The sequence below is a fragment of the Mesorhizobium sp. M7A.F.Ca.CA.004.12.1.1 genome (assembly GCF_003997835.1).
In the GTDB taxonomy this organism is placed as follows: domain Bacteria; phylum Pseudomonadota; class Alphaproteobacteria; order Rhizobiales; family Rhizobiaceae; genus Mesorhizobium.
Map to the genome: position 1 here is coordinate 1 of NZ_RZRK01000167.1, position 9,590 is coordinate 9,590.

The window sequence follows — 9,590 nt, forward strand, 5'->3', positions numbered from 1 at the left end:
GGCTGGGCACCGCGGCTTTCGATCGGCCGGAGGATTTCTGGCCGCGCAAATGGGCGGAAGCCTATGTCGGTTTCGCCGCCGGCGAGAAACGCTCCTGGCTGATGCAGCGCGGCCTGAAATTCTTTCCTGTGGTCGGCTGGGCCGAGCGGGGCGGCGGCAATGCAATCGGCCACGGCAATTCGGTGCCGCGCTTTCACATTACCTGGGGCACCGGCCCCGGTGTGCTCGAACCGTTCGCCCAGCGCGTGCGCGAGGCCCAAAAGCGCGGATTGATCAGTTTCAAATTCCGCCACCGCGTCAATGAACTGACGCGGACGGGTGCTGTTGTGACAGGTGTGCGTGGCGACATCCTGCAGCCCAGCGATGTCGAGCGCGGCCACAAGAGTTCGCGCGAAATATCAGGCGATTTCGAGCTTCACGCGCAAGCGGTGATCGTCGCCTCCGGCGGCATCGGCGCCAACCATCAACTGGTGCGGGAGAATTGGCCCAAACGGCTGGGCGCCGCACCGAAGCGCATGATCACCGGCGTGCCCGATCATGTCGACGGCCGCATGCTGGCGATCACGGAACGGGCCGGCGGTTCGATCATCAACCGTGACCGCATGTGGCACTATGTCGAGGGCATCAAGAATTGGGCGCCGGTCTGGACCGATCATGCGATCCGCATCCTGCCCGGCCCGTCATCGCTGTGGCTCGATGCGCGCGGCAAGCGCCTGCCGATGCCGCTCTATCCCGGTTTCGACACGCTGGGCACGCTCTCCCACATCATGAGCACCGGCTTCGATTATTCCTGGTTCATCCTGACCAAAAAGATCATCCAGAAGGAGTTCGCGCTGTCGGGCTCCGAGCAGAACCCCGATTTGACCGGCAAGAGCTGGCGCCAGGTGCTCGGCCGCGCCACATCGGGCATTCCGGGCCCGGTCAAGGCGTTCATGGAGAAGGGCGAGGATTTCATCGTCGAGGCCGACTTGCCGACGCTGGTCGCGCGCATGAACGCGCTGGCCGGCGGCGAGCCGCTTCTTGAGGTAGCCCAGGTCGAGCGCGAAATGCGCGCCCGCGACCGGCAGCTCAACAACCCGTTCTCCAAGGACATGCAAATCACCGCTCTGCGCGGGGCGCGCGCCTATCTCGGCGACCGGCTGATCCGCACGGCCAAGCCGCACAAGATGCTCGATCCGGCAAACGGCCCGCTGATAGCGGTGCGCCTCAACATCCTGACCCGCAAGACGCTGGGCGGCCTGCAGACCGATCTCGACAGCCGCGTGCTGGGTGCCGATGGCCAGCCTGTTGCGGGACTCTACGCCGTCGGCGAAGCCGCCGGTTTTGGCGGCGGCGGTGTGCATGGTTATGCGGCGCTTGAGGGCACCTTCCTCGGCGGCTGCATCTTTTCCGGCCGCAGCGCCGGTCGTGCGGCGGCCGCTTCGGTGGGATGAGCCGGGGCCGGTCGGTCCTCAGAGTCCAGCCGCGATCACCAGCGCCAATCGCCCTGTCCAAGCGCGGTCACCGCATCGACGATCCGGGTGAAGCTTGCGCGGGCGCGGCCGACCGTGTGCCGGCCTCGGAGATAACCATGCACCAGCCCCGTTTCCTCGAACCAGGTTGCGCGTCCGCCCGCCGCCACGACCAGGTCGTGATAGCTCTCGCCATCCGACGACAGCGGGTCGCACTCGGCGGTGATCAGTACTGTCGGCGGCAGGTTGGAGAAGTCGGTGTCGGCGAGCGGCGACAGCGTGATGTCCCCGGTCCTATCCACGCCGCTGGTGCGGATGTGCTTGTAGAATTCGAGATCGCGCACGGTCAGCATCGGCGCTTCGGCGTGCTTGACATAGGAGCCTTTCGCGCGGTCTCCGCCGAGGCCGGGATAGATCAGCACCTGGCCAAACGGCCTTTTCGAACGGTCACGCGTGGCGTGACTGACGGCGGCGCAGAGATTGCCGCCGGCGCTGTCGCCGCACAGCACGATAGAATGATCGCGATTGGCGGCGGCCCATTCGAAGGCGCTCATCGCATCGTCGAAGGCCGCCGGATGCAGATGCTCCGGCGCCAGCCGATAATCGACCGAGACCACCTCATAGCCGGTGCGGGCACAGAGCTCGGCGCAGACATCGTCGTGGCTGTCCAGCCCACCGAGGATGAAGCCGCCGCCATGGACATAGAGCACCGTCACCGCAGCTTTGTGTGTGCTTCGGTAGGTGCGGATCGGGATGTCGTGCGTGGGCGTCGCAATGGCTGAGGTTTCGACCGCCACGCCTTCGGGATAGCCGGCAAAGAATTCGCGGCACATGCGGTCATAGATCCCGCGCTGCTGCGCGATCGTGTAGTCGATCGTGTCGGGCGGATAGTAAGAATTGGTCCGCTCTATGAACGCCCAGGTCTCGGCGTCGATGAGGGTTTTGTAATCGGTCATGGGTGCTGGAAAGGCGCCCAAGGCTGAGCCAGGGCGCCCCCCTCTGTCCTGCCGGACATCTCCCCCTCAAGGGGGGAGATCGGATGTTGCGAAAACTTTCGCCAACCTTCTGCGTCGCAAGAAGAGTGCAGAGATCGAAGCTGCCAATCTCCCCCCTTGAGGGGGAGATGGCCGGCAGGCCAGAGGGGGGTAAGCGCCATCGTTCCGGCGGTATCCACTACTTCCCCTTCCAAACCGGCTCACGCTTCTCCGCAAAAGCGCGAAAACCCTCCATGCCATCCTCGGAGCCGTAGAGGGCATCGACCGTCGGCAGCTGGCGGCGGGTCACCTTGTTCATGGCGTCCTGGAAGGTCAGCGCCTCGGCCACACGCGCGGTCTCCTTGATCGCTGCAAAGACCAGCGGCGGGCCGCCTGCGAGCAGCCGGGCGATCTCCCAGACACGGTCCTCGAGCTTCTCCTTGGGCAGCACTTCGTTGACCAGGCCCCAGCGATGCGCCTCGGCCACATCCATCCAGCGGCCGGTCAGCAGAAGGTCCATGGCGACATGGTAGGGGATGCGCTTCGGCAGTTTGATCGTTGCCGCGTCGGCCAGCGTGCCGGCGCGGATTTCGGGGAGCGCGAAGGAGGAATGATCGGAGGCATAGATGAGGTCGCAGGACAGCGCCAGCTCGAAGCCGCCGCCGACCGCCATGCCGTTGACGCAAGCGATCACCGGCTTGTTGAGGTCGCGCAATTCTTGCAGCCCGGCAAAGCCGCCGACGCCATAGTCGCCATCGACGGCATCGCCGCCGGCAGCGGCTTTGAGGTCCCAGCCGGCACAGAAGAACTTGTCGCCGGCGGTCTTGACGATGGCGACGCGCAATTCCGGATCGTCTCGGAATGCCTTGAAGGTCTCACCCATCAGCCGAGAGGTCTTCAGGTCGATGGCGTTGGCTTTGGGCCGGTCGAGGGTGACCTCGAGGATGGTGCCCTCGCGGCGGGTCGAAATGACGTCAGACATTCTTGTTCTCTCCCAGCACCAGCAGTGCGTCGGCGATCCAGGCGCCCTTGCCTTCGCTGCAGACGATCAGCGGGTTGATGTCGAGTTCCTCGATCTCACCGGCATTCTGCTGCACGAAGGCGGCAATGCCCGAAATGGCATCGATGGCAGCCGCGACATCGGCTTTTGGCCGGCCGCGATAGCCCTCGAGCAGCGGGAACAGTTTCAGGCCGCGCAGCGCCGCCTCGATATCGTCGCGCGTCGCCGGCAGCATCAGCGTGACGCTGTCGCGCAACAATTCGACCAGCACGCCGCCGGTGCCCAAGGTCATCACCGCACCGAACATCGGGTCGCGGGTGAAGCCGACGATGAGCTCGGCGACACCGTCGCGCACCATGCGCTCGACATAGAGCCCGGTGCCGAGCGGCAAGAGGTCATGCGCCGCGGTGCTGACGGATTCGGCATCCCTGAGGTTGAGCCTGACGGCGCCAACTTCGGATTTGTGGCTGACGCCGAGCGCCTTCAGTGCGACGGGAAAGCCGAGCGCCATCGACGAAATCACCGCCTCGACCGCATTGGCGGCCCGTTCGCCTTTCGGCACCGGCAGGCCGGCCTTGATCAGCCGCGATTTTGCTTCGGCCTCGTCGGGCGTGACATGGTCGCCACCAGGCGCACCGGCAGCAGAAGTGTCGATCGGCTGCGCCTGCGGTTCGGCCCAAGCCCAGCCGATGAAGGCCGCCGCCCCGGCGGCATCCATGGCTTCCGAAATGCCGAACAACGGCACCATGCCGCGCGCCATCAGTTCGGCGGTGTACTCCTCCGGCAGGTTTTCCGGCAGCGACGAGACGATCGCGCCATGCGCCTTGTTGGTCTTCAGCGCCGATTCGAAGGCGCGCAGCGTCGCCCACCAATCGGTGACCGAACAACGATCAGGTCGCGGAAAATCCAGCACCAGCATGTTGAGGTCGAAGCCGCCCGACACCATTGCGGTGAAGGTGGCGGTCATCGCCGGCTCGTTGTTCCAGATGAAGGTGTGATAGTCCAAGGGATTGGCGACCGCGACCAGCGGCCCGAGCGTCGATTTGACATGGGCGCGGTGGCTGTCGGTCAGCACAGGGAAATTGACCCAGCGCCCTTCGGCGCTGTCGGCCATGACAGAGGCCTCGCCGCCGGAGCAGCTCATCGACGACAGCCTATAGCCGGGCAAAGGTCCGGTGATGTGCAGCAGCTTCAGCGCTTCGATGAAGGCGGGAATCGAATCGACACGCGCAATGCCGAGCCGCCGCAGGAACGCACCCGAGGCCGCATCCGAGCCGGCCAGCGACGCGGTATGCGAGACGGTCGCCTGCCTGGCCTGTTCGGAACGGCCGACCTTCATGGCGATGATCGGCTTTTTCAGCTCGCGCGCCCGTGCTGCCAGCCGCTCGAAGCCGGCTACCGAATCGAAAGCCTCGATGTGCAGGCCGAGCGACGTGACCCGCTCGTCCTCGATCAGGCCAAGCGCCATTTCGGACAGCCCGGTCTGCGCCTGGTTTCCGGCGGTCATCAGGAAAGCGATCGGCAGGCCGCGCCTTTGCATCGTCATGTTGATGGCGATGTTGGAGGACTGGGTGATGATGGCGACGCCCTTGCCGCCCTCGGCCAGTCTTATGCCGCCATGCTGGTCGGGCCACAGCAGCGCGCCGTCGGCATAATTGATCAGGCCGTAGCAATTCGGCCCGATGATCGGCATCGAGCCGGCTGCCGCAACCAGCTCGGCCTGCAGCCGCTCGCCGTCGTCGTCGTAGGCCTCGGTCTCAAGGAAGCCGGCGGCAAAGCAGACGGCGCCGCCGGCGCCGCGCTCGGCCAGCGCCTTGATCACCTCGATGGTCAAATGCCGGTTGACGCCGACAAAGGCGGCGTCCGGCGCGTCAGGCAAATCGGCGACCGAACGATAGGCCTTGCGGCCCGCGACCTCGTCCTTGGTCGGATGCACCGGCCAGATCTCGCCGGCAAAGCCCATCTTGATCGATTGCGCGACGACGGCCGCGGCCTGCGCACCGCCGAAGACGGCGATCGATTTCGGCCGCAGGAGACGCTCAAGTTTATGCATATGTTATGCCCCGAACGGACGCAGCAGCGCCCTTGAAATAATGTGGCGCTGGATCTCTGACGTGCCTTCCCAGATGCGCTCGACGCGCGCGTCGCGCCAGATGCGCTCCAGTGGCAAATCGTCCATCAGTCCCATGCCGCCATGAATCTGGATCGCCTCATCGGCAACGTATGCAAGCATCTCGGTGGCCTTCAGCTTGGCCATGGCCATGTCCTGATCGGTGACAGTGCCCTGATCGTACTTCCAGCCGGCTTCGAACACCATCAGGTCGGCGGCCTTCAATTCGGTCGCCATGTCGGCAAGCTTGAACGACACGCCCTGGAACTTGCCGATCTGCTGGCCGAACTGCTGGCGCTGCGCGGCATACTCGATGGCATGGCCAAGCGCCCGCTCGGCGCGGCCGAGGCAGGTGGCGCCGACCTGCAGCCGGGTGGCGCCGAGCCATGAATTGGCGACGTCGAACCCCTTGTGGACTTCGCCCAACACTTGGGCGGCGGGAAGCCGGCAATCGTCGAATTCGAGGATGGCGTTGGTGTAGCCGCGATGCGAGACGTTGCGGTAGCCATCGCGGACGGTGAAGCCCTTCGTCCCTTTGTCGACGAAGAATGCGGTGATCTTCTTGCGTTTGCCGCGCGGCGAATCCTCTTCGCCGGAAGCCATGAAAACGATGGCAAAGTCGGCGAGGTCGGCGTGGGAGATAAAATGCTTGGTGCCGTTGAGTACCCAGTCGTCGCCGTCCTGTACCGCCGTCGCCTTCATGCCGCGCAAATCGGAGCCTGCGCCCGGCTCGGTCATCGCCAGACAGTCCCATTTCTCGCCGCGGATGCAGGGGAACAGGTACTTTTCGCGCTGCTCCGGCGTGCCGGCCAAAAGGATGTTGGAGGGCCGCGCCACGCAGGTCCAGTGCAGCGCGTAATTGGCGCGGCCAAGCTCCTTTTCGTAGAGCAGCCAAGTCACCGTATCGAGGCCAGCACCGCCGACATCGGCCGGCATGTTGGCGGCATAGAGCCCGGCTTCGATCGCCTTGACCTTGATCTCCTCGATCAGGTCGCGGCGCAGCACGCCGGTGCGCTCGACCTCGCGCTCATGCGGGTAAAGCTCGTTCTCGACGAACGCACGCGTCGTCTCGACGATGAGCCTCTGTTCCTCCGACAGCCCGAAATCCATGCTCTCAGCCTTTCTTCTTGCCGGGCTTTTTCTTCGGCTTTTCGGCTTTCTTGACCGGTTTCAAGGCTTTGGCCTTCTCGGCAGCCTTGGAGGCCGTGGGCTTCTTCGCCGCCAGCTTGGCCAGCTGCCTGGTATAGTCCTTGTGCAGGGCGCCGGCGCCCCAGCCCTTGCCTTTGTTCTGCTTCGACAGCGCATCCATGATGGCGACCAGATTGTCGTCGCGGATTTTTTCCAGCTCGCGGATCGACAGCCCATGCGCCTGGTCGTCCGACTGCGTGGCGATCAGGTCGACCAGTTCGTCGTTGAACTCCGGCACATCCATCAGCTTGGTCCATGGCCATTTCAGGCAGGGCCCGAACTGCGCCATGAAGTGGCGCATGCCGGCCTCGCCACCGGCGACGCGATAGACCTGGAACATGCCCATCTGCGCCCAGCGCAGGCCGAAGCCATAGCGCATGATGTCGTCGAGTTCCTCGACCGTGCAGATGCCGTCCTTGATCAGCCACAGCGCCTCGCGCCATGCCGCTTCGAGCAGGCGGTCGCCGACGAAGGCCTCGATCTCCTTGCGGATGACGACCGGCTTCATGCCGATCGAGGCATACATCTCCTTGGCGACCTCGATCGCCTCGGGAAAGGTCTGCTCGCCGCCCACGATCTCGACCAGCGGCAGGAGATAGACCGGGTTGAACGGATGGCCGACGACCAGCCGCTCCGGATGCTTCTTCATCGCCACCTGCATGTCGGTTGGCTTGATGCCGGAGGTCGAGGAACCGACAATCGCATTGGCCGGCGCGTGGGTATCGATCTCGGCGAGCACCCGGTGCTTGAGGTCGAGCCGTTCCGGCACGCTTTCCTGAATGAAATCGGCATCGGCCACTGCCTCGGCGATGGTCTTGGCAAAGGTCAGCTTGCCCTCTTTCGGCAAACCGCCGGGTACCATCTGCTTGTAGGCGCGGCGCGCGCCCTTCATCACTTCGCCGACCTTGCGCGACGCCTCGGGATCGGGATCGAAGATCGACACGTCGATGCCGTTGAGCAGCAGCCGCGCCACCCAGCCGGCGCCGATGACGCCGCCACCGATGGCGGCTGCCTTGTTGATGATGCTCATGCGGAAGCTCCGGTTCTGGTCATGGCGGTTGTGGGATCTATGAGCGGCACGCGTTCGCCGGCGCGGATCACGGACGGGTCGTATGCCTTGCGGGCGAAGACTTCGAGGACGAAGGGCCGGAAGAATTCGATCGGCAGCGTGTCATAATCGGGGTCGAAGCTGGACTGGTCCCAGCGTTCGCAAAACTGGTCGCAATCGTCGAAATAGGCGTGGCCGGCAAAGCGGTCGCGCGCATGGCGGTTACCGCCGAGGTGATGGGCATAGTAGAGCCGCTGGAAGTCGCCATGTTTCTCCACCACCCAAGTGCATTGTTCGCGCACGAAGGGTTTGAGGATCGAAGCGGCATATTCATCGTGATTGTAAGGCGCATAGATGTCGCCGATGTCGTGCAGTAGCGCGCAGGCGATCCAGTCGGTGTCGGCGCCGTCGCGCCAGGCACGCGTCGCCGCCTGCAGCGAATGGCCGAGCCGGGTGATCTTGTAGCCCGATAGGCCCGCGTCGAGCTGCACCAGCGCGTCGAGCAGCCGCTCGCCGGTCCTGGCCGCGTAGTCGATCTCATGCGCGGTCAGGAACTCGTAGTCGTCCCGGTCGCCATCCTTCATTGCGGTGAATTTTACGGTAGTCATGCCGACCCTCCCGACGAATAATTCATGCCGCGATCGGCGCCCGCTTGGTGAGGTTGAGCTTCTGCCGTACCTCTTCCGGCCCAAGAATCCTGGCGCCGAGATTGGTGACGATGCTGGCGGCGCGCTCGACCAACTGCGCATTGGTCGCCAGTACGCCCTTGTCGAGCCATAGATTGTCTTCCAGCCCGACGCGGACATTGCCGCCGGCCAGCACCGCCGCAGCAGCATAGGCCATCTGGTTGCGGCCGATGGCAAAGGCCGACCAGTTCCAGGTCGACGGCACATTGTTGACCATGGCCATGAAGGTGTTGAGGTCGTCCGGCGCCCCCCACGGCACGCCCATGCAGAGCTGCACCAGCGCATCGGGGTTGAGCACCTTTTCCTCGACCAGCTGCTTGGCGAACCACAAATGGCCAGTGTCGAAGGCCTCGATCTCCGGCTTGACGCCAAGCGCCGTCATCATGCCGCCCATGGCGCGCAGCATGCCTGGCGTGTTGGTCATGACATAGTCGGCCTCGGCGAAATTCATGGTGCCGCAGTCGAGCGTGCAGATTTCCGGCAGGCATTGGCGCACATGTTCCATGCGGTTGGTGGCGCCGCCCATGTCGGTGCCTTTTTCGTTGAGCGGCAACGGCGCTTCCGGCGATCCGAACACCATGTCGCCGCCCATGCCGGCGGTCAGGTTCAGCACGACGTCGACATTGGCCTCGCGGATGCGCTCGGTCACTTCGCGGTAGAGATGCACATCGCGCCTGGGCTTGCCGGTCTCGGGATCGCGGACGTGGCAGTGCACGATTGCGGCGCCAGCCTTGGCCGCGTCGATGGCCGAATCGGCGATCTGCTTTGGCGAGCGCGGCACATGAGGGCTGCGGTCCTGCGACCCGCCGGACCCGGTCACGGCACAGGTAATGAAGACCTCACGGTTCATCGCAAGCGGCATAGAACTCTCCTCCGAAAGAACAGTCCACAACAATGCCCGACTTGCCGGAAACTGTTTTGCGTTTTACGAAGCTTCCATGACGAAAAGCGAAAAACCGACGATCTTTCGTGCCGAGCGTCTGCCGCTCAAGGTGACGCTGCTGGTGTTTTCCGGCTCGTCGATCATGTGCGTGGCATCCGCCGTCGATCCACTGCGCGCCGCCAACCGCATCTCCGGCGAGACCCTGTTCGATTTTCGGCTGGTCTCGGTGACCGGCGAGGCTCCGGTCACC

Annotated in this window: 8 protein-coding genes and 1 pseudogene; 2 read left to right on the forward strand and 7 right to left on the reverse strand. The window is 64.4% G+C overall.

The window, feature by feature from the left end; genetic code table 11:
* A partial coding sequence (locus tag EN984_RS11470) for an FAD-binding dehydrogenase (protein ID WP_127383745.1) occupies window positions 1–1,433 on the forward strand: 1,433 nt, incomplete at its 5' end.
* A 35-nt stretch (window positions 1,434–1,468) separates the two neighbouring features.
* On the opposite strand, the gene EN984_RS11475 is transcribed toward EN984_RS11470, so the two are convergent.
* From EN984_RS11475 to EN984_RS11510, 7 genes are all read right to left on the reverse strand, one after another.
* Window positions 1,469–2,407 carry an alpha/beta hydrolase gene (locus EN984_RS11475; protein ID WP_127270026.1) on the reverse strand — a complete coding sequence of 313 codons (939 nt, stop codon included), beginning with the start codon at window positions 2,405–2,407 and terminating at the stop codon, window positions 1,469–1,471.
* A gap of 217 nt (window positions 2,408–2,624) precedes the next feature.
* Window positions 2,625–3,407: a carnitinyl-CoA dehydratase gene (locus EN984_RS11485; RefSeq protein ID WP_127270028.1), complete on the reverse strand. Its 783-nt coding sequence runs from the start codon at window positions 3,405–3,407 to the stop codon at window positions 2,625–2,627.
* Window positions 3,400–5,478, reverse strand: a complete 2,079-nt coding sequence (locus EN984_RS11490; RefSeq protein ID WP_127270181.1) for an acetate--CoA ligase family protein — start codon at window positions 5,476–5,478, stop codon at window positions 3,400–3,402. The genes EN984_RS11485 and EN984_RS11490 overlap by 8 nt, the downstream gene beginning before the upstream one ends.
* A gap of 3 nt (window positions 5,479–5,481) precedes the next feature.
* Window positions 5,482–6,645 carry an acyl-CoA dehydrogenase gene (locus EN984_RS11495; protein WP_127269386.1) on the reverse strand — a complete coding sequence of 388 codons (1,164 nt, stop codon included), beginning with the start codon at window positions 6,643–6,645 and terminating at the stop codon, window positions 5,482–5,484.
* Between the two features lie 4 nt (window positions 6,646–6,649).
* Window positions 6,650–7,753 (reverse strand): carnitine 3-dehydrogenase, encoded by a 1,104-nt coding sequence (locus EN984_RS11500; RefSeq protein WP_127269385.1) that lies wholly within the window; start codon window positions 7,751–7,753, stop codon window positions 6,650–6,652.
* Window positions 7,750–8,379 (reverse strand): HD domain-containing protein, encoded by a 630-nt coding sequence (locus EN984_RS11505; protein WP_127269384.1) that lies wholly within the window; start codon window positions 8,377–8,379, stop codon window positions 7,750–7,752. Before EN984_RS11505 ends, EN984_RS11500 begins: the two co-directional genes overlap by 4 nt.
* A gap of 22 nt (window positions 8,380–8,401) precedes the next feature.
* A complete protein-coding gene (locus EN984_RS11510; RefSeq protein WP_127269383.1) occupies window positions 8,402–9,319 on the reverse strand; it encodes a 3-keto-5-aminohexanoate cleavage protein in 918 nt (305 codons plus the stop codon).
* Between the two features lie 76 nt (window positions 9,320–9,395).
* Here EN984_RS11510 and EN984_RS11515 point away from each other — a divergent pair.
* Window positions 9,396–9,590, forward strand: a pseudogene (locus EN984_RS11515) (GlxA family transcriptional regulator); the annotation flags it as partial.

What these genes read in the sequence shown, in the direction of transcription:
- EN984_RS11485 (WP_127270028.1), bottom strand. Translation starts at nt 3,407, where the DNA reads ATGTCTGACGTCATTTCGACCCGCCGCGAGGGCACCATCCTCGAGGTC.
- EN984_RS11500 (WP_127269385.1), bottom strand. Translation starts at nt 7,753, where the DNA reads ATGAGCATCATCAACAAGGCAGCCGCCATCGGTGGCGGCGTCATCGGC.
- EN984_RS11475 (WP_127270026.1), bottom strand. Translation starts at nt 2,407, where the DNA reads ATGACCGATTACAAAACCCTCATCGACGCCGAGACCTGGGCGTTCATA.
- EN984_RS11490 (WP_127270181.1), bottom strand. Translation starts at nt 5,478, where the DNA reads ATGCATAAACTTGAGCGTCTCCTGCGGCCGAAATCGATCGCCGTCTTC.
- EN984_RS11495 (WP_127269386.1), bottom strand. Translation starts at nt 6,645, where the DNA reads ATGGATTTCGGGCTGTCGGAGGAACAGAGGCTCATCGTCGAGACGACG.
- EN984_RS11505 (WP_127269384.1), bottom strand. Translation starts at nt 8,379, where the DNA reads ATGACTACCGTAAAATTCACCGCAATGAAGGATGGCGACCGGGACGAC.
- EN984_RS11510 (WP_127269383.1), bottom strand. Translation starts at nt 9,319, where the DNA reads ATGCCGCTTGCGATGAACCGTGAGGTCTTCATTACCTGTGCCGTGACC.